The 18,187-nt window shown below is 37.9% G+C and carries 20 protein-coding genes; 1 reads left to right on the top strand and 19 read right to left on the bottom strand.

Annotated features, from left to right (window positions below):
• Nucleotides 1–79: 79 nt before the first annotated feature.
• The 11 genes from NYE61_RS00700 to NYE61_RS00650 form a co-directional block, all read right to left on the bottom strand.
• Complete coding sequence (locus tag NYE61_RS00700) at nucleotides 80–955, bottom strand: anti-sigma-V factor rsiV (protein WP_118888941.1); 876 nt, start codon at nucleotides 953–955, stop codon at nucleotides 80–82.
• Entirely contained in the window at nucleotides 939–1,475 is a 537-nt protein-coding gene (locus NYE61_RS00695; RefSeq protein ID WP_095308564.1) for a sigma-70 family RNA polymerase sigma factor, read from the bottom strand. The genes NYE61_RS00700 and NYE61_RS00695 overlap by 17 nt, the downstream gene beginning before the upstream one ends.
• Before the next feature lie 336 nt (nucleotides 1,476–1,811).
• The gene (locus NYE61_RS00690; RefSeq protein WP_303448219.1) at nucleotides 1,812–2,636 is read right to left on the bottom strand and encodes an urease accessory protein UreD; all 825 of its coding nucleotides are present in this window, start codon (nucleotides 2,634–2,636) and stop codon (nucleotides 1,812–1,814) included.
• Between the two features lies 1 nt (nucleotide 2,637).
• Nucleotides 2,638–3,249, bottom strand: a complete 612-nt coding sequence (gene ureG / locus NYE61_RS00685) for an urease accessory protein UreG (RefSeq protein ID WP_303448221.1) — start codon at nucleotides 3,247–3,249, stop codon at nucleotides 2,638–2,640.
• Nucleotides 3,250–3,436: 187 nt separating this feature from the next.
• Nucleotides 3,437–4,123 carry an urease accessory protein UreF gene (locus NYE61_RS00680; RefSeq protein WP_095308561.1) on the bottom strand — a complete coding sequence of 229 codons (687 nt, stop codon included), beginning with the start codon at nucleotides 4,121–4,123 and terminating at the stop codon, nucleotides 3,437–3,439.
• Nucleotides 4,116–4,571, bottom strand: coding sequence for an urease accessory protein UreE (gene ureE, locus NYE61_RS00675; protein WP_095308559.1), 456 nt, complete (start codon nucleotides 4,569–4,571; stop codon nucleotides 4,116–4,118). Before ureE ends, NYE61_RS00680 begins: the two co-directional genes overlap by 8 nt.
• A gap of 10 nt (nucleotides 4,572–4,581) precedes the next feature.
• The gene (gene ureC / locus NYE61_RS00670; protein WP_095308558.1) at nucleotides 4,582–6,294 is read right to left on the bottom strand and encodes an urease subunit alpha; all 1,713 of its coding nucleotides are present in this window, start codon (nucleotides 6,292–6,294) and stop codon (nucleotides 4,582–4,584) included.
• Nucleotides 6,291–6,614, bottom strand: a complete 324-nt coding sequence (locus tag NYE61_RS00665) for an urease subunit beta (protein WP_095308557.1) — start codon at nucleotides 6,612–6,614, stop codon at nucleotides 6,291–6,293. Before NYE61_RS00665 ends, ureC begins: the two co-directional genes overlap by 4 nt.
• A 13-nt stretch (nucleotides 6,615–6,627) precedes the next feature.
• Nucleotides 6,628–6,930, bottom strand: coding sequence for an urease subunit gamma (locus NYE61_RS00660; RefSeq protein WP_095308556.1), 303 nt, complete (start codon nucleotides 6,928–6,930; stop codon nucleotides 6,628–6,630).
• 888 nt (nucleotides 6,931–7,818) lie between these two features.
• Nucleotides 7,819–9,477: a DAK2 domain-containing protein gene (locus NYE61_RS00655; protein ID WP_095308555.1), complete on the bottom strand. Its 1,659-nt coding sequence runs from the start codon at nucleotides 9,475–9,477 to the stop codon at nucleotides 7,819–7,821.
• Nucleotides 9,478–9,508: 31 nt separating this feature from the next.
• Nucleotides 9,509–9,871, bottom strand: coding sequence for an Asp23/Gls24 family envelope stress response protein (locus NYE61_RS00650; protein ID WP_095308554.1), 363 nt, complete (start codon nucleotides 9,869–9,871; stop codon nucleotides 9,509–9,511).
• Between the two features lie 341 nt (nucleotides 9,872–10,212).
• Between NYE61_RS00650 and rpmB the strand changes: the two genes are divergently transcribed.
• Nucleotides 10,213–10,401 carry a 50S ribosomal protein L28 gene (rpmB, locus tag NYE61_RS00645; RefSeq protein ID WP_095308553.1) on the top strand — a complete coding sequence of 63 codons (189 nt, stop codon included), beginning with the start codon at nucleotides 10,213–10,215 and terminating at the stop codon, nucleotides 10,399–10,401.
• A 128-nt stretch (nucleotides 10,402–10,529) separates the two neighbouring features.
• On the opposite strand, the gene spoVM is transcribed toward rpmB, so the two are convergent.
• From spoVM to fmt, 8 genes are all read right to left on the bottom strand, one after another.
• Nucleotides 10,530–10,613 (bottom strand): stage V sporulation protein SpoVM, encoded by an 84-nt coding sequence (gene spoVM, locus NYE61_RS00640; protein ID WP_095308552.1) that lies wholly within the window; start codon nucleotides 10,611–10,613, stop codon nucleotides 10,530–10,532.
• A 40-nt stretch (nucleotides 10,614–10,653) separates the two neighbouring features.
• Complete coding sequence (locus NYE61_RS00635; protein ID WP_339316601.1) at nucleotides 10,654–11,307, bottom strand: thiamine diphosphokinase; 654 nt, start codon at nucleotides 11,305–11,307, stop codon at nucleotides 10,654–10,656.
• A gap of 2 nt (nucleotides 11,308–11,309) precedes the next feature.
• Nucleotides 11,310–11,966 carry a ribulose-phosphate 3-epimerase gene (gene rpe / locus NYE61_RS00630; protein WP_118888944.1) on the bottom strand — a complete coding sequence of 219 codons (657 nt, stop codon included), beginning with the start codon at nucleotides 11,964–11,966 and terminating at the stop codon, nucleotides 11,310–11,312.
• Between the two features lie 2 nt (nucleotides 11,967–11,968).
• Complete coding sequence (gene rsgA, locus NYE61_RS00625) at nucleotides 11,969–12,850, bottom strand: ribosome small subunit-dependent GTPase A (RefSeq protein WP_118888945.1); 882 nt, start codon at nucleotides 12,848–12,850, stop codon at nucleotides 11,969–11,971.
• Nucleotides 12,851–12,854: 4 nt separating this feature from the next.
• The gene (gene pknB / locus NYE61_RS00620) at nucleotides 12,855–15,017 is read right to left on the bottom strand and encodes a Stk1 family PASTA domain-containing Ser/Thr kinase (RefSeq protein ID WP_339316598.1); all 2,163 of its coding nucleotides are present in this window, start codon (nucleotides 15,015–15,017) and stop codon (nucleotides 12,855–12,857) included.
• Nucleotides 15,014–15,772 (bottom strand): Stp1/IreP family PP2C-type Ser/Thr phosphatase, encoded by a 759-nt coding sequence (locus NYE61_RS00615; protein WP_095308546.1) that lies wholly within the window; start codon nucleotides 15,770–15,772, stop codon nucleotides 15,014–15,016. Before NYE61_RS00615 ends, pknB begins: the two co-directional genes overlap by 4 nt.
• A 111-nt stretch (nucleotides 15,773–15,883) precedes the next feature.
• On the bottom strand, nucleotides 15,884–17,227 hold the full coding sequence (gene rsmB, locus NYE61_RS00610) for a 16S rRNA (cytosine(967)-C(5))-methyltransferase RsmB (RefSeq protein WP_303448222.1): 1,344 nt from the start codon (nucleotides 17,225–17,227) through the stop codon (nucleotides 15,884–15,886).
• 1 nt (nucleotide 17,228) lies between these two features.
• The gene (gene fmt, locus NYE61_RS00605) at nucleotides 17,229–18,173 is read right to left on the bottom strand and encodes a methionyl-tRNA formyltransferase (RefSeq protein ID WP_095308544.1); all 945 of its coding nucleotides are present in this window, start codon (nucleotides 18,171–18,173) and stop codon (nucleotides 17,229–17,231) included.
• Nucleotides 18,174–18,187: the final 14 nt, after the last annotated feature.

Genomic DNA, 18,187 nt, shown 5'->3' with positions numbered 1-18,187 from the left:
AGACTATTAGCAGAGCTAATAGCCTTACCTACATGTTATACTTTTTTTTGCAATTCGATTACAATTACGGTCAAAGTCATTAATGAATGTATTCATTACTAACGAGTACTTCATTTAAAATTTCAGTTGGAATTATGAATTCAACGGTTCCCATATATCCTGGTGCAACTTCATATTCATCGAAAGAGATAACAAGCTTTCCATCATTATTAATATAAAATTGCTGTTCAGCTTGTATTGCTTCAAAGAAATCACCGAAGTCTTCCAAGCCAGCATCTTCCACCCAATATATTTTATTAGTATCTGAATTCATTTGTTCACGCATTTGATCCTTGATATTTTCGCTGATTATCTGAATGTAGCTTTCATCACTGAACAACATTGGTAGCGACAGCAATATTTCATTATTTTTATCTATCGTGTCATATTGAAGCGTCGTTGAACCTGAACCAGCAATTCTATTAACATACCTCTCTAACACAAAGATCTGCTCATTATCTGTCTTCACTTCGAAGCCACTAGAAATCGCATAATGCCCAGTTTCCCCCTCATTAACCTTTTTCATAATAGCTTCAAATTCTTTATAAAGGGTTTTGCCTTCCTCTAAGTAGTCCTCATTTAGACTATCTTCAAGTTCTTTGTTTTCTAAGTCTGTCACTGCCGGTACTTTAATATCTGCTGATAGAAGCTCATCTTCCTCCTCAAATTGTGTAATTGTGATGACCTTTACAACCTCTCCAACAATAGGTACCTCAGATAAAGCCTGAGCCATTGCTGGACTGACATTCACACTCATTGTAAATAGTAAAACAGCTGCTGCAACACCAGCAGACCATTTAGCTGTAAGTCTTTTAGTTCTTCGTTTTTTCAGTGTATCTTGCACAACACGATCAAGCTCCTTTGGAATCGCGATTTCATCATACCTTTTCTTTAAGGATTTAAAATTTCTTCCCACGTTTTACCTCCTCCTCAATTGTTGAATCTTCGTCCAGTTCAACTTTCAGTATTTTCAATGCTCTGTATAGCCTTGTTTTAACCGTATTAACATTTTCCCCTACAATTTTAGCGATTTCTTCTATTTTCATGTCCTCAAAATATCTAAGTATGATTATTGTTTTGTACTTATCTGGAAGGTGGTCAATCGCCTCTTGTAAATCTAAATGGTGATACTCATCTTCTCTGCCATTTGCTAAAACCTCCATCACAGTATCATCGACTACACTCAGCCTTTTATGCTTTCGCAAATGATCCAGGGAAGTGTTTACAACTATCTTATAAAACCAACTTTTTAAACCAACTTGATTTTCCAATGTGTTGATGCGAATTAGTGATTTATGAATTGCATCCTGTACGATATCAAGCGCATCCTCTTGATTCCCCACATAGCTATAGGCAATCCGATAACAACTCTCCTTATTCTCTATAATAAACGCGATTAATTCTTTTTCTAATTTTGATTTTTTAAACAAACCCATCTAAAAGAGCTCCTTTTTCGGCGGTTAATAAGCTTATACATACTAGACGTTCGAACAGCGTAAAAAGTTTGCGCATTTTTAATTTATTTTTTAAAAGGTTATTTTAAGGAATTGTTGTCGTTATATGTATCCCTTTATTGATAAAAGTTCGTAGAGGCGCAGCAAGTTTGAAATACCAGTTTTAAAAACGAACTAGTTGCTTACGTTTATTAATCTGAAATAACAAAAAGAGTGCTTCTTGTAACAGAAATGCCCTCTTTATCCAATAGTATGAATCTATACTAAAATGTAATGCAATGAAAAAAGCCCGACAACCTTTTCGATTGTCGGACGAGGTTAATATTTTCTTAGAAAACTCGGCTTCATTTGATACCATTGATTGCTTATTGCGTGATGACAAGCAGTGAAAACACGTTCAATAACCTGTGTAGAATTAGCCAGTAATCTTATAGTAAAACCAGGTACATAAAGCTCTGATAAACCTGCTTTTATATCAGCCGTTTCTTCATTAATTGTTTCATATAACAGATCAAGCAGAGCAGAATCTGTCTTTTCCCCAATCACAATTAACGAGCCTAAATGTGTATAGCCTTCCATAAATCCCAGACCACCAATTTCTTGAGCACCTGGATTTAAGTTAATATGGTCAAAGGCAATCAATTCATTATCCATATAAATCTCGTTAATTAACCGTAATTGATCATAGCTGAATTGCTTTCCTTCCGGAGACCATCCAGGTGTCAAAATATCGGAATAAAGCAATGTTGCACCTTTTTCCATATATATTGTATTTTTCTGAAAGTAACGCGCGTCCTGGTAAGCAATCAGCGGATCTGGCAGATATTCTAAATAACTATCTTTTTTCAAATGAAATTCTGTTTCCTGGTATGCTTCTTTACTCGGTGTTTTATACACTTTTGTTGCAGATTGTGTTGTTAGCGTAACCTCGGCACCTTCATCAAGTGTTACTTTCATACGGTACGTATCGCCATCCAAATAGCCACCACCAGGATTTAGCAAGTAATAACAAGGAAAATTATAATTATTAAGATATACAGGGCGCATCACTTTTAATGCACCTTGAAAATAAACCTTTTTAGCTACTGTTCTTCCTTGTCTGTTCTCCAAGTCTAACTCGAGAATCCCAGTCCAATCAGTCATGTTACTCCAATCCCTTAAGCAATGCATGCTTTTTAATCCAATCTACGACCTTATCAAGTCCTTCATTATCCTTCAAATTCGTAAAAATAAATGGCTTATCACCACGGAAGACCTTCGTATCTGACTCCATAATTTCAAGGTTCGCACCGACAAATGGGGCTAAATCTGTTTTATTAATAATAAACAAATCAGATTTAATCATCCCTTGTCCACCTTTACGCGGGATTTTTTCTCCTTGTGCCACATCAATAATATAAATCGAAAAGTCAACGAGCTCCGGACTAAATGTAGCAGCGAGGTTATCACCACCGCTTTCTACGAAAATCAGCTCAACATCCGGATGTTTTTCTTTCAATTCCTCAATTGCAGCGAAGTTCATCGATGCATCTTCGCGAATCGCTGTATGCGGGCAACCACCTGTCTCCACTCCAATGATTCGATCATCTGGCAAAATACCATTTGCTACAAGGAACTTCGCATCCTCTTTCGTATAAATATCATTCGTAATAACCGCCATGCTAATTTCTCCATCCAATGCACGTGTAAGTTTTTCTACGAGCATCGTTTTTCCTGCACCAACAGGGCCACCTATTCCAATTCTAATTGGTTCCATACAAACACTTCCTTTATAAAATTTCATTAAAGAGGATGTTCAAAAAGTCCGGTAAAAATGACAGTTCGAGAACAAAGGACCTTCGACTAAAAACCTCCACATTCTATGTTGAACATCGAAATCCCAATACGTTGCGACTTAGCCGACCTCGTACCTTTTCTTTCTCCTCTTGAACACACACTTAAAACTACGACATAAAAATTCGGATATTAACACGTTCATGTTGCATTTGAGCTAATTCCAAGCCTGGTGAAACAATTCCGAAATCAATACTATCAAGTTTCATTACATTAGCCGTTGCAACACTAAGCTCTTGCTGAAATTCGTGGATTATCTGCTGTCCTGTCGTTTGCCCTAAGGGAATCGCACGTACAGCATTTTGAACGAGCGCTGCAATGGTTGAATATAAGTAATATCGAATGGTCATTTCCTTATCAACTTGCAAATAATGACCAACGATTGTAAACGCAAGCGCGGAGTGACCAAATGAACGCTTTTCTTTAATGCGTTGTCGATATTGTGATGTAATTGGAATTTTATATAATGCCTCTACGATAGTTATCATCTGTTCTCCCATTCGCTGTGTACCTACCCGTGATTCACGCGCAAGATTTTGAACAGTTAAAAGCCGGTCCAGTTCCCATACCTTGTCCAACTCGTCTTCAACTAGTGCCTCATATGCAAGCTTCGAGGCTAAGCCATCTGAATAGACGAGCTGTTCATGTAAATACACTTTTAGCCATTTGGAGAAGGACTCTTTGTCAAAAATTAGGTTTTCTTGGATATATGTTTCCATTCCAAACGAGTGACTGAAAGAACCCGTAGGAAAATTTGAATCGCATAGCTGAAATAAAGCCAATGCACGATCAATCATGGCTATGTCCTATATGTCGGAACGCTTGGTTCACTTTACGATCCTCTCTTTTGAAAGGAATGCCAAGTTCTTGCAATAGTTCCTCTACTAAGTAATCGTATTGAACAAGCATGTCATCCTTCTCAAACTGGGCTGGGAGATGACGATTTCCAAGCTGGTGAGCGATTGTTCCCATTTCATGCATACTTCTTGGACTAATAACCAACAAATCGTCTGACAGCACATCAATAATTATCATATTTTTTTCATCCATGTATAGTACATCACCAGCTACTAAATCACGTGGCTCCCTTAGACGAATTCCAATTTCTTTCCCATGATCTGTTTCGACTCGTTGAATCCGCTTGACTAGGTGAGCACTTTCAAGATAAACCTTTTCTTTATGTCGCTTACTAATTTCTTCTTGATTCATTTCGTTTATATTTCCAACTATTTTTTCGATTATCAATCATTTCACCTCAAAATAAGAAATACCGTTGACCCATTGGTACCGTGTCAACAGGATCACATGTAATTATTTCACCATTTATTCGTACTTCATACGTTTGTGGATCAACATCAATTTCTGGCGTTTCTGTGTTTAGCTTCATATCCTTCTTTGTAAGCTGACGAATCCCACGTACCGGTTTTACCATTTTTTCCAGTCCAAGTTTTTCTTGAATGTTATCGTCATAAGCAGCTTGTGATACAAAAGTAAACGAACTTTTTGCCAGTGCTTTTCCAGTTGTAGCATACATCGGTCGATAAATCATTGGTTGCGGGGTTGGAATTGTTGCATTGGCATCCCCCATCAAACTTTGTACAGCAAGACCATTTTTTAGAATCATCTCTGGTTTTACCCCAAAAAAGCGCGGTTCCCATAATACAAGGTCGGCTGACTTTCCTACTTCAATCGAACCGACATATTCAGAAATTCCATGTGTAATTGCAGGGTTAATGGTATATTTGGCGATATACCGTTTAGCACGATTATTATCCGCATATTTGCTATCGCCTTTCATTGTCCCCATTTGCATCTTCATTTTATCAGCAGTTTGCCATGTTCTAAGGACAACTTCACCAATACGTCCCATCGCCTGTGCATCGGAGCTCATCATGCTGAACACACCCATATCCTGTAAGATATCCTCTGCTGCAATCGTTTCTCTGCGAATGCGTGAATCAGCAAATGCTATATCCTCTGGAACAGATGGATTCAAGTGATGACAAACCATTAGCATATCAAGGTGTTCGTCAATTGTATTGACTGTATATGGCATCGTTGGATTCGTCGATGATGGAAGCACATTTAACATACCGGCAGATTTAATTAAATCTGGTGCATGCCCGCCACCAGCACCCTCTGTATGGTACATATGAATTACACGATTTTTAATTGCTCTCATCGTATCTTCAAAAAAACCTGCCTCATTCAATGTATCTGCATGAAGGGCAACTTGAACGTCAAATTCGTCAGCTACCTTTAATGAATGATCTAATGCAGATGGTGTTGCTCCCCAATCTTCATGTACCTTCAAACCTATTGCTCCCGCACGGATCTGCTCTTCAAGCGGGCCGGCTGTTGCAGCGTGACCTTTACCTGTTAAACCGATATTTATCGGAAGTCCCTCAATAGCTTGAAGCATTCGATGCATGTTCCATTCGCCCGGCGTTACCGTAGTCGCTCGCGAACCTGCACCAGGTCCGGTTCCTCCACCAATTAAAGTTGTTAATCCAGCTGTAAGTGCAACATCTACTTGCGCAGGGTTAATAAAGTGAACATGTGTATCGATTCCACCTGCCGTCAGAATTTTACCCTCACCTGCAATTACCTCTGTTGCAGCTCCGATAACAATATCTACATTGTCCATAACAAGCGGATTTCCACTTTTTCCAATGGCAAAAATCAATCCATCTCGCAATGCAACATCTGCTTTATAAATCCCTGTATAATCGAGCACAATCACGTTCGTAATTACGGTATCTGGAACTCCTTCTTCACGAGTAGCTAGTGGATGCTGTCCCATTCCGTCTCGGATGACCTTGCCACCTCCGAACACTACTTCTTCACCATAGGTCGTATAATCTTTTTCGATTTGAATGAATAAGTCTGTATCCGCTAACCGAACCGAGTCTCCAGTTGTCGGTCCATACATTTGTGAATATTGCTCTCTGGACATCTTAAAACTCATTTTGAATCCCTACCTTCTAATGGCCCATCAACTTTATTTGTGAATCCATATACAACGCGCGCACCTGCATAATCAATTAGTTCGATCTCTTTTTCATCACCAGGTTCAAAACGAACTGCTGCACCCGCAGGTACATTTAATCGTTTTCCATATGCCTCCTCACGATTGAATATCAACGCTTCATTTACTTCATAAAAATGATAATGTGAGCCAACTTGTACTGGTCGATCGCCAGTATTGATTACAGTAACTTTCGAGCTTATTTTATTTTGATTACAGATGATCTCTTCATCTTTTAAAATCAATTCACCAGGTATCATTTTGTCACTCCTTTTAACGTATCGGATGATGAACCGTTACTAATTTTGTACCATCAGGAAAGGTAGCTTCAACTTGAATATCATCAATCATCTCCGGTATACCTTCCATTACATCTTCGCGCGTTAAAATCGTTGCTCCGAATTCCATTAACTCAGCAACCGTTTTACCATCACGCGCACCCTCTAACAGCTCATATGTAATCAATGCCATTGCTTCAGGGTGATTCAGTTTCAGACCTCGATCTTTTCTGCGTCTTGCCAGATCAGCTGCTACTACAATTAAGAGCTTGTCCATTTCACGCGGTAATAATTGCATCTATTCATTTCCTCCTTTTACTATCATTGTGCTATAACCAGTTTTCCCACCTCTTCAAAATCCAAAACAAATACTAAATTTTAAAAATATGTTTGTATTATTATTGGGAACCTTCACACTGTTTAATACCTATAAATTAAATTATTTAACAGAGTTAAAAGGCATACCGTTTACAGAAGTAGATGTAAGAAATCTTGGTTCACAAAGAACCATCTTTTAATCATATTGGCCCCTTCAAAGACAGTAGATTTTTTTCGTATTTAAATTAATCGTTATTGATCATACTTGAAACTATGTGAAAACAATCACAAATAAGCGATTCCATAGGAGAACCACGTAGTACGCTGTATTTAATTTTTAATGGTTTATAAAAGTTTGTCATACATGTCGCTCATTTTCAGTTAGGGACTGATGAAGACGGTGGATCTTCTGAACAACGAAAAGAGAGGTTTGTCTACTTCGTCTGTTAGTAGATTAACTAAAGACAAAATAGTTTGAGAGTGTAAATAAATCTTTAATCAATATATGATTAATTCAATACTATATCTATGATACAGATTTTTGGCGAGAAATCAAGCTTTTCGTTTACAAAAACGATATTCTTTGATGTTGAACATTTCTCTTTAGTAAAACTGCAGAAATTTGAGCAGCATCAGGAGCACAATTTAAAATCCTTAATCGTGATACGTTTTATCGTTTCATCGATAAGATTCGTCTTATGCACCTCTATTGCCTTACACGCCGTTGCAACATACAGACTGTCCATAAGTGTGGCTGCTTCTAGTCCAACTAAGCCTCAGCTCCTAAATTATTCGCAGCATTCAAATTTTATAGTGTTTTATCCACAATAAAAGATCGTGCATTATCGCACGATCTTAATCCTTAACATTATTCTACAGAGAAAATATAAGAATAGATGGGCTGATTACCATTATGAATCTCAACCTCGATATCCCCATATGTTGCTTCAATATAGTTCACAAGCTCCGCAACTTCACTTTCTTCTACATCCTCGCCTTGTAAAACAGTCAATATTTCATCTTCATCTGTAATTAATTCATTCAATAATAATTTAACAGCTTCTGTTTTATCTTTATGTGTTGTAACGATTTTACCTTCATTAATACCCATAAAGCTGTCTTTTTCAATTGTAATACCATCAATTTGCGTATCTCTTACAGCATATGTTATTTGTCCAGTTTTTACATGTTTACGGGCTTCATCCATCGCTTCTTTATTCTCATTAATGCCAGCTTCCGAATTAAATGCCAACATTGCACTTATTCCTTGTGGAATTGTTTTTGTCGCGACAACTGCTACATTTCCCTCAGCAAGCTCTGCTGCTTGATCAGCTGCCATCCAAATATTTTTATTGTTTGGCAAAATAATTACATTCTCAGCATTTGCTTTTTGAATAGCATCCGTAATATCCTGTGTACTTGGGTTCATCGTTTGTCCACCTTCAATGACCACAGATACACCTAAACTTTCAAATAATGCCTTTAGTCCACTTCCCATAGCTACTGTGACAACACCATACTTACTTTTTTGCTTCTTTGTATTTTGTGACTTTTCACCAACGATTGCCGCATGCTGCTGACGCATGTTTTCGATTTTCATATTGATCAAGCTTCCGAAACGCTGTCCCATTGTAAGGCATGTTCCTGGCTCTTCTGAATGGATGTGAACTTTTACAATTTCATCATCTGACACTACTAATAATGAATCTCCCAGCTCACTTAATTCATTACGGAATTTTTCTTCACTAAATGGATACTCTGCTAATTTATCATCCTCAAATTTCACCATAAACTCTGTACAGTAACCAAATTCAATCTCTGACGTATCCATGAAATCTTGGCTAACTTTATGATGCTCAGCATTCACCATTTCTTCCATCTTTACTTCTGTTGTATCAGCCGGTAATGCTTCCCCTTTTAAAGCAGCCAAAAAGCCTTCATAAATTGTTACAAGTCCTTGTCCACCAGAGTCAACTACTCCTACCTCTTTTAAAACAGGCAATAACTCTGGCGTACGCTTTAGAGATGCTTTTGCCTCAGCAAGCACCTTTTCCATGAACAGAATAATATCTTTTTCTGTCTCAGACAGGCGTACAGCTTCCTTGGCTGAATCCTTTGCCACAGTTAAAATGGTCCCTTCAACAGGTTTCATTACTGCTTTATAGGCGCTAACCACACCGGCATCGAATGCTTGAGCTAAATCAGCAACCGTCAATGCCTGCTTCTTTTCCATACCTTTTGCAAAGCCACGAAAAATTTGGGATAAAATAACACCAGAATTGCCTCTTGCTCCCATTAGCAGTCCTTTTGCGAAAGCATTGGCTATCTCAGATGCATTATTACTTGTATGTTGTTTCACTTCATTTGCACCCGAAGTTATCGATAAATTCATATTCGTTCCCGTATCACCATCTGGTACTGGGAATACATTTAACGCATCTATTTTCTTGGCATTATTCGCTAAATGATGTGCTCCAGTGAGTATCATCTGTGCTAATGTAACGCCATCTAACTTTTCTACCGTCACTGAATTTCCTCCTCCACAACCCGAAACAAAACTAGTCTTTTGCTACACGGACTCCTTGAATATAAATATTTACTGAGTCGATGGATAAACCTAAAGATTGATGTAATGTATATTTGACTTGTGATTGCACATTATTTGCTACTTCAGAAATTTTCGTCCCATAACTTACAATAATATACATATCAATATGCAACTTATCCTCTTCTTGTCGAACTACAATTCCTCTTGCATAATTTTCTTTTCTGAGAATCTCTGCAATTCCATCTTTAATTTGGCTTTTAGATGCCATTCCTACAATTCCATAACATTCAACTGCAGTTCCGCCAGCAATTGTAGCGATAACTTCATTTGTAATTGTTACTTGACCATCAGTTGTATGAAGTTCAATGGACATAATTATCCTCCTTAACGTACATATCAAAAAGCATCGAATGAAAAGCAAATCATAGTACTTAATACTTTTGATTTCTTATTACCTTTAAACAGAATATAAGCAAATTATACTATACACAGAACATATTTAAAAGCAACTATAATATGATACGAATAAAATTAAAAATACCTCATACTACAATGAATGATTTCGTATAATCTGTCAAGTATTTTCGCTTTATCCCATTGACACAATCCTCTCTCCATCTGACATTTTAAAAAAAGATTCGTTGCATTATTAGTCTACTTGTGATAAATTGTATAAGTAATTACTGACACATGATAGAGTAAGGAGTGAATATTATGGCTAGAAAATGTGTTGTAACTGGACGTCAAACTCGCAGTGGTAACCTTCGTTCTCACGCTATGAATTCCAACAAACGTAATTGGAAAGCTAATGTACAAAAAGTACGTATTATGGTAGACGGTAAACCTAAAAAAGTTTATGTTTCTGCTCGTGCACTTAAGTCAGGTAAAGTAGAGCGCGTATAATATACCAGAGCGTCAGCTTAACATTAGACGACCAAAAGCACCGGATGCAATGCACCTGGTGCTTTTTAATGTTTAGGAAACTATAAGTGCGTGTACAAAGATGAACGAAAACCTTCTAGCTTAGGCAATTATTTTTCTTTTTTAAACATCCCAATTACAACTTTTACAAATCCACCGACAAATCTTGGAAGTTTAATCGTATAGAATTTCATAAGTAGGGACCCCTCCTGTTTTACAATTCAAACATACCGTTCAAATCGTATCACCACTCTTTACTAGTAATACTATGCCTTTATCAAATGAAAAAGTACCTTTTTTTGAAAGAAGCTTGTTTGAGATGCAAAGTGTTGATCCCCATGAAATAGTTGTATTCGATAAAGGATAATAAAATCCAGATAAATAAATCCCTTCCACTTCTTTTGTAAAAGGGATTAAAGATATATAGGGGTATGCTTCATGGTTTTCTATTGTATGTATACCAGGAGACAGCATTTCTATTTGATTGGATTGATCCACAATAACAGCTTGAATACCCTTATTTAAAATAGTATATAGCAACTGAATATTAATTAATTCATGATCCAGCCTGCCACCGGTGACACCAAATAAATATATTTTACTAGGGTTCATTGCATATGCTCGATTTAATGCAATTTCCATGTCTGTTTCGTCTTTTTCGATTGGATGCCTTTCCATGTATGCAGCATTTTTGGAAATTACTTGTCTTTCATGTTTATCAATTGAATCAAAATCACCAACAGCATATTCTAACGGAATTTTTTGCTCAGCTATCAAATATGCACCACGATCAGCACCAATCCAGCTATCGATCTTGTCTTTAAACAAATGAAGATTGGGAACCAAACCGGATGGTCCGTTCCCTACTATTGCTACTACTTTCATCATAATTACCCTTTCGTTGCATTACGTATCGCTTGAATCGCTTCACGTCGATCAGCTTGTCCAAAAACAGCGCTGCCAGCTACTAAAACATCAGCACCTGCATCGGTACACAATTTTGCAGTTTCTGGGTTTACACCCCCATCAACTTCAATCTCAAAATCTAGATTTAATTCCTTACGCCACATGGATAATTTTTCAATTTTCTCTACTGCTTCGTGAATAAATGACTGTCCTCCAAAGCCTGGGTTTACTGTCATAATTAATATAAGTTCTACTTCATTTAAAATAGGTTTAAGCATTTCTACTGGTGTTGCTGGATTAATTACTACCCCAGGCTTTACATCATTTGCTCTAATTAGCTGAAGTGTACGGTGGAGATGTGTACATGCCTCTTGATGTACTGTTATGATGGCAGCACCAGCCTCAGCAAATACAGGAATGTACGGATCCGGGTTTTCAATCATTAAATGGACATCCAGCGGCAGGCTTGTAACTGGCTTGATTGCGTCGACAATTAACGGTCCAATTGTAATATTAGGCACGAAATGTCCATCCATTACATCAACATGGATATAATCCGCCCCGCCTTTTTCAACATCGATTATTTCTTCACCTAGTTTGGCAAAGTCTGCCGATAGAATAGATGGTGCAATTTTAGTCATAATTAATACCTCGGCTTTCGTGATTGTATTTCTTCTAGAAAACTTAAATAATGATCATAACGGAAGCGCGCAATATCGTTCGTTTCCACCGCTTCCTTAACAGCACATTTAGGCTCTTTATAATGCATGCAGCCTCGGAACTTACAATACTCTTGTATCTCCCTCATTTCAGGAAAACAATCTGATAATGATTCTGCTTCGATTTCATTAAAATCAAGCACACTGAAACCAGGTGTATCTGCTACAAGTCCACCATTTACCTGCATCAGTTCAACGTGTCTTGTCGTATGCTTTCCTCTACCAAGACTTTTAGATATCTCTGCGGTCTTTAGCAATAAAGATGGCTTTAATACATTTAAAAGCGTTGATTTTCCAACACCTGATTGTCCTGCAAAAACAGATACTTTATTCCTGAAGTAATGCTTCAATTCAGGAAGCAAATCTTGTTGCTTGGATGAAATTAATTCGACAGCATAACCAATTTTCTTATATATAGCTTGATATGCTTCAATGTCATGACGTGCTTCTGCAGAAACTAAATCAATCTTTGTGATAAAAATAACCGGCTCTATTTCCTTCGATTCTATTAACACTAGAAAACGATCCAATAACAGAGTGCTAAAATCCGGAGAAGCAGCAGAGCTAACAATTATCGCTTGATCGATATTTGCTATCGGTGGACGAACGAGTTCGTTCGTTCTTTCTTTAATCTCCATAATATATCCTTCGCCGGGATTGCTTTCCTCGAACTCTACAAAATCCCCAACAAGCGGGGTGATTTTCCGATTCCGAAAAACACCCCGACCTTTGCAGGAGTAAATCATATTATTTGATTTCACATAATAAAATCCACTTAAAGCTTTAACAATTCTTCCTTCTGCCATCGATTCACTCCTCTTCGCCATCATAGGAAACCGTTCTGTTTCGTATGACTTCGTCGTCTCTAGTAATTGTATATTCCGCTTCACTATCAGGGGCAATCGTTAATGTAAACTCAAACTCACGATCTTCTGTAATTACTTCTTCCCTGTACACATCTGATATTTCGTTGTTTGCATCTCCAATATAAATGCGAACAATCTGTTCTACGGGTTCTGAATCTTCTTCCTGATTTCCTTCGTTCCCTCGGTTCCCTTGGTTCCCTTGGTTTCCTTGGTTTCCTTCGTTTCCTTGGTTACCTTGATTACCTTCGTTTCCTTGGTCTTCCTCATCGTCCTCTGTTTCAGGATTGTACGGAACAGTAAGACTTATTGTGTGTGATCGTGGTGGCCTTGCTTCAGGTCCACTCGAAATATACACGTTAACCGTTGAACCTTCTTCCACTTCAGCTCCAGAGGCTGGATCTTGTCTAATGACTTCTCCTTCAGGAACCGTTTCAGAATTTTCTTTTATCACATTCATAACAAGATTTTCACCTTCTAAGTAAGACCTTGCCTCATCTTCCGTCATTCCTGCGAGGTTATTTAATCTAATCGCTTCTGGCCCAATGCTGACCTCAAAAATAACTCTTTCTTCACTTGGTACAACTTCACTTCCTGGTTCTGGCTGAATTTGTGTTATAATTTCGCCCTCTGGATTATCAGAATGCTTTTCAATGGTTATTATATTCGTAAAGCCTTCATCCTCCAGTAATCGATTCACCTGGCTAAAATCGCGTCCTACATAGTCTTCAAATGTCACACGTTCTTTTCCTTGGCTTACAAATAGTGTAACAGTACTACCTTCTTTCGCAGATCTTCCGGCCTTTGGATCCGTTTGTACGACTAGACCCTCTTCAATTTCATCTGAGTATGTCTCCTCTTCCTCAACAATAAATTTATCTGCTTCCAGTACTTCCCGTGCCTCTTCAACTTCCATCTCCGAAACATCCTTGACAATAATGTCCTTCGGCTGCATCAGATCGGGAATTATGAACATTGCTGCTATACCTGCTGCAAGAAGAAGTAACACAACGATTATGATAATCCATTTTTTCTTGCCACGTTTTTTCTTAGGCGGCTTCATTTTGGCTGGTTTTTTGTCCTTTATTTTCTTCGTTTTCTTAGCCTTTTTGCCTGCATTCTTTTCTGCTGGATGATCTTCAGGATAATTTTTTGTGCCATCATCGAATTGATGAACTAATGTAGCCTGATCCATATCCTCTTCTATTTGCTGATCTGTAATAATCGGAATTGCCTTTGTTTCTTCTCCAACCTCGACTGGTGGAGCGTATAAAGGCTCATTCAGCTTATCGGGATGTAATGCATTTTCAATTGCTTCCTCTAGCTCATAAATATTTTCATACCGATGAAATGGATCTTTTGCAGTCGCCTTCAAAACAATATTTTCTACACTTTGTGGAATATCTTGGTTAAACCTTCTTACAGATGGTGTATTCGTCTGTAAATGTTTTAATGCAATTGATACAGGAGATTGTCCTGAAAATGGAAGTTTACCTGTTAATAGCTCATAGAGAACAATTCCAATTGAATAGATATCTGACTTTTTTGTTGCCATACCGCCTCTGGCTTGTTCTGGAGATAAATAATGAACCGATCCGAGTATTGAATTTGTTTGCGTTAAAGATGTTGCACTTAACGCAATAGCAATACCAAAATCAGTTACTTTCACCTGGCCAAAGCTGTTAATTAAAATATTTTGCGGTTTAATATCGCGATGTACAATATCGTTTGCATGAGCATGCGCAATTGCAGATATTAGTTGCTTCATAATATCCAATGCAACACGCACATCAATTGGACCATTATTTTGTATGTATTCCTTTAGTGTCATTCCGTCCACATATTCCATAACCATATAGAGGACTTGATCCTCTTCACCTACATCGAAAATATTAACGATATTCGGATGGGAGAGACTTGTAGCTGACTGCGCTTCCCGGTCAAAGCGTGCAATAAATTCTTCATCATGGATATACTCCATACGCAACGCTTTTACTGCAACATCACGGTTTAAAATCGTATCCCGTGCAAGGAATACATTCGCCATTCCACCTCCGCCAATTTTTTCAATTATCTTATAGCGCTCATTTAAAAGGTGACCACTTCTCATTCATCTTCACCCGCTTCCAACGAAGATCCATGTTGTAAGAGAATAAGTGTAATATTATCTTCTCCGCCTCGTTCATTGGCTAATCTGATCATCTCCAAGCCTGTTTCTTTCAAGTCTCCCGTTGCTGTTAAATAAGCAGCCATTTCCTGTTCACTCAGCTTATCGGACAAACCATCAGAACAGAGGAGTAGCTTATCTCCTGCCTCCCATTCTACGGTTAATATATCTTCTGAAACAGTTTCTTCCGTACCCACAGCCTTCAATATTATATTTTTCCTTGGATGCCATTCTGCATCTTGTTCTGAGATTTGTCCCGAACGTAATAGCTCATTTACTAATGAGTGGTCTTCTGTCACTTGTTTAAAACCATTCTCATTTAAAAGGTAGCCACGGCTATCACCTACATGTGCGATGGTTAAAAATTCGTCTGTACAAATGGCCGCAACAATGGTCGTGCCCATTCCCTCACATTCCTTGTTTTGCAACGAATGTTCATATATAGATTGATTCACATCTGAAATGGTATCCGATAGCCATACTTCGGCTTTATCTGGAGCATTTACGCGATCTGTTGTTTGCCATTTTTGTTTCATTAATTTTGTAGCAAGCTGACTCGCTACATCTCCCGCCTGATGACCACCCATTCCATCAGCGATAATCGCAATTAGCTGATCATCTGTATTATAAAATAGACCACCTGAATCTTCATTATGAGCCCGAATCTTACCACGATCTGTTAGAAAATAACCTTCCATCTTATTCCCCCCTTGCTTTCAAGTAATATATACGTAAATTACGTGTTATTTTCAGGTTAAAAACGTCATTTAAAGTATTGCACAATTTTCCCAATAAAAGAACCAAATTTATTAATTTTTTTTCAAGCGTGTTAAGAAGAATCCATCCGTCCCATCATGAGGAAATAACTGTAGACCAATATCAGTTATTCCTTGTGCATACTTTAATGTAGCTGGTAATGTTTCAAAAAACGTTTCATCGATTTGAAAGTCATGCTGATTAGCTAGGAAATTTTGCACTACTTTTTCATTTTCTAACACATCGACTGTACATGTGCTATAAATCAACAATCCGTCTTTTTTAAGCAATGGTGCTACATGTTCAAGTATTTCCGATTGAATTACCGCTAACCTTTTGATATCTTCTTCGTTTTTATGATATTTGATTTCTGGCTTTCCACGGATTACTCCTAATCCAGAGCAAGGAGCATCAATCAAAATTCGATCAAAGGTAGCTTCCTCATAGAGTTCATCAAGCTTTCTAGCATCGCCAGGTTTAGCATCAATAATCGTCAAATCCAGTTGATGCGCTTTATCATCAATAAGCTTAACTTTCTTTTTGTGCAGGTCAAATGCATGAATATCCCCTTCATCCCGCATTTTTTCAGCGATGTGCGTTACTTTACCGCCTGGTGCGCTACATGCGTCCAGTACTTTCATGCCTGGTTCTACTTCTAACATTTCTGCAACAAGCATCGAGCTTTGGTCTTGAATTGTTACATAGCCTTGTCGAAACAATTCCGTATGCAGAATGTTCTCTTTTTCCACAATAATACCTTGTTCTGAAAAAAGAGATGCTTTTGTTTCAAAGCCAAGATCTTCTAAACTGCGCATCGCTTTCTCTCTCGTAATCTTCATCGGTTGAATTCGAATGGCAATCGGCTTTTTCGTCAGATTGGCTTCACACATCGCTTTAACCGTTTCATAGTCATACATTGTCATCCATCGTTCCACAAGCCATTCGGGATGGCTTGTCCCGATAGAGAGCCTTTTTGCATCATCTTTGATCCCTTTTATATCTGGTACACCGTTACGCTGTATATTACGTAATACACCATTAACAAAAGAAGCAATTCCTTTATGACCACGCTGTTTTGCAATTTCCACTGCTTCATGAATTATTGCATGATCAGGAACTTTATCTAGGTAAACCATTTGATACACAGACATTCGTAATAGCATACGAACCCAGGCATCCATTTTCTTATTTTTCTTCACAAAACTGTCTAAATAATAGTCTAAAGTCATTTTCCGCTGAATTGTACCATAAACAATTTCTGTTAATAGCCCTTCATCTTTTGGAGCAATTCGCTTGGATTTCATCTCATTGTCGATTAGTAAATGGCTGAATCCACTATCTTTCTCAATGCGAAGTAATAAATCCAGAATTGTGTTTCGCAGCTGATATACTGTCATATTATTCACCTAATACCGTTCCAATTTTAATACGATCTTCTGAAGCTTGCAGGTAATCTTTTACAAACATTCGCTTCTTGCCTGCGGGCTGAATTTCTGTTACATTTATCCCTTTTTGGTTCCCACAAACAACGACAAATCCTTCTGTACCTATTTTTTCAACAATTTCACCCGGAGTTCTTCCGTCGTATAGTGTCTCAACGGGATTTCCCCACCAGATTTTCATCACATTTCCTTCATATGTCGTAAATGCAACTGGCCATGGATGCATGCCGCGGATTTGATTGTAAATAGCGATGTTATCTTGGTTCCAATCAATTTTTTCCTGTTCTCTTTTAATGTTTGATGCAAACGTAGCTTTTGAGTTGTCTTGTTTTTTTGGTTGCAATTCATTTAAGAAGAGCTTTGGCAAGGTCTCCATTAAAAGCGATGCGCCTGTTTGCGATAATTTATCATGCATTGACCCAACATGATCATCTCGTTCAATCGGAACTGCTCGTTGCGTGAGAATATCTCCAGCGTCTAATTTTTCAACCATGTACATAATGGTAATTCCTGTTTCTTTCTTTCCTTCCATGATTGCATAATGGATTGGAGCTCCACCACGCAATTCTGGTAATAATGATGCATGTACATTAATACAGCCATATGGTGGATTTTCAAGCAATTCGTTTGGCAGCAACTGGCCATATGCAGCAGTTACGATCAAATCTGGATTGTAGGATAGAATTTCTTCGTATTCATCCTTAAGTTTTTCTGGCTGAAATACTGGAATATTTGCTTTCTCTGCTTCTACTTTAACTGGAGGAGGCGTAATAACACGCTTTCTCCCTTTAGGACGATCTGGTTGTGTAACAGCTAGCACAACTTCATATTCAGAATTAATTAGTGTTTGTAAAACCGGAACAGAGAAATCCGGTGTACCCATAAAAACAATTCGTTTCATTTTATAGCCTTCTT

The organism is Oceanobacillus sp. FSL W7-1304 (genome assembly GCF_037969805.1).
In the GTDB taxonomy this organism is placed as follows: domain Bacteria; phylum Bacillota; class Bacilli; order Bacillales; family Amphibacillaceae; genus Oceanobacillus; species Oceanobacillus profundus.
This window is presented reverse-complemented; position numbering and strand designations above follow the sequence as displayed.

Coding starts and splice junctions, on each gene's coding strand:
- NYE61_RS00695 (WP_095308564.1), bottom strand. CDS start 1,475: ATGGGTTTGTTTAAAAAATCAAAATTAGAAAAAGAATTAATCGCGTTT.
- NYE61_RS00690 (WP_303448219.1), bottom strand. CDS start 2,636: ATGACTGATTGGACTGGGATTCTCGAGTTAGACTTGGAGAACAGACAA.
- ureG (WP_303448221.1), bottom strand. CDS start 3,249: ATGGAACCAATTAGAATTGGAATAGGTGGCCCTGTTGGTGCAGGAAAA.
- NYE61_RS00680 (WP_095308561.1), bottom strand. CDS start 4,123: ATGATTGATCGTGCATTGGCTTTATTTCAGCTATGCGATTCAAATTTT.
- ureC (WP_095308558.1), bottom strand. CDS start 6,294: ATGAGTTTTAAGATGTCCAGAGAGCAATATTCACAAATGTATGGACCG.
- NYE61_RS00665 (WP_095308557.1), bottom strand. CDS start 6,614: ATGATACCTGGTGAATTGATTTTAAAAGATGAAGAGATCATCTGTAAT.
- NYE61_RS00660 (WP_095308556.1), bottom strand. CDS start 6,930: ATGCAATTATTACCGCGTGAAATGGACAAGCTCTTAATTGTAGTAGCA.
- NYE61_RS00650 (WP_095308554.1), bottom strand. CDS start 9,871: ATGTCCATTGAACTTCATACAACTGATGGTCAAGTAACAATTACAAAT.
- rpmB (WP_095308553.1), top strand. CDS start 10,213: ATGGCTAGAAAATGTGTTGTAACTGGACGTCAAACTCGCAGTGGTAAC.
- spoVM (WP_095308552.1), bottom strand. CDS start 10,613: ATGAAATTCTATACGATTAAACTTCCAAGATTTGTCGGTGGATTTGTA.
- NYE61_RS00635 (WP_339316601.1), bottom strand. CDS start 11,307: ATGATGAAAGTAGTAGCAATAGTAGGGAACGGACCATCCGGTTTGGTT.
- rpe (WP_118888944.1), bottom strand. CDS start 11,966: ATGACTAAAATTGCACCATCTATTCTATCGGCAGACTTTGCCAAACTA.
- rsgA (WP_118888945.1), bottom strand. CDS start 12,850: ATGGCAGAAGGAAGAATTGTTAAAGCTTTAAGTGGATTTTATTATGTG.
- pknB (WP_339316598.1), bottom strand. CDS start 15,017: ATGAGAAGTGGTCACCTTTTAAATGAGCGCTATAAGATAATTGAAAAA.
- NYE61_RS00615 (WP_095308546.1), bottom strand. CDS start 15,772: ATGGAAGGTTATTTTCTAACAGATCGTGGTAAGATTCGGGCTCATAAT.
- rsmB (WP_303448222.1), bottom strand. CDS start 17,227: ATGACAGTATATCAGCTGCGAAACACAATTCTGGATTTATTACTTCGC.
- fmt (WP_095308544.1), bottom strand. CDS start 18,173: ATGAAACGAATTGTTTTTATGGGTACACCGGATTTCTCTGTTCCGGTT.